General features: G+C 37.7%; 1 protein-coding gene. It reads left to right on the forward strand.

The annotated features are described in order from the left end of the window. Positions 1 to 801: transposase (locus ACFSJT_RS17850; RefSeq protein WP_378321704.1), on the forward strand; the 801-nt coding region annotated here is incomplete at both ends.

Here is an 801-nt window from a genome sequence, read left to right on the forward strand (position 1 = left end):
ATCAAAAAACAATTAAAGGAGCTTTGGCGTTATGTAGAGACGCTCTATGCAGAAGAGGAACAACGCCCTAATGAGCCCGATAATTTTGATGCGATAGATCCAGAAGAAGTGGCCAAGACCATTGATAGGATCAATCAATCTTTGGAAGGTAAGAAAGTAGATAAAGCTGTTAAACAGAAGTTGAACTATGCTAAGAAGAATTGGCCCAGTAATGTAGCTAAATATAATAAACAGGAAGCTATTTTAAAAGCTCGTAATAGTTATAGCAAGACCGATGTTGATGCTACTTTTATGCGGATGAAGGAGGATCATATGAAAAACGGACAGCTCAAAGCAGGCTATAATATCCAAGGTTCTTCTAACAATCAATTCCTTGTCAATTATACCTTAGCACAAAAGACCACCGACACCGCTACACTGGCTGATCACCTACAAGAATACCAAGCTAGTTTTGATCAACTTCCAGATACCTTAACAGCTGATGCAGGGTATGGTAGTGAAGAGAATTATCAAGATTTAGAGGATAATAATGTAGAGGCTTTTGTAAAATACAACTACTTTCATAAAGAACAGAAAGAAGCTAAATCAGGCAAAGTAAAAAAAACATTTACAGTAGATAAACTGTATTATAACCAAGATACCGACACCTATTATTGTCCTATGGGACAAACCATGCCTTGTATCGGGAGTTACCAAAGAAAAACAGCCAACGGATTTACACAAACCATACATCGATATCAGGCTGCAAACTGTCAGGGATGCCCCATTAGATCCTTATGCCATAAAGCTAAAGGTAACAGA

Origin of the sequence: Aquimarina celericrescens (genome assembly GCF_042682765.1) — a bacterium.
Taxonomy (GTDB): Bacteria; Bacteroidota; Bacteroidia; order Flavobacteriales; family Flavobacteriaceae; genus Aquimarina; species Aquimarina celericrescens.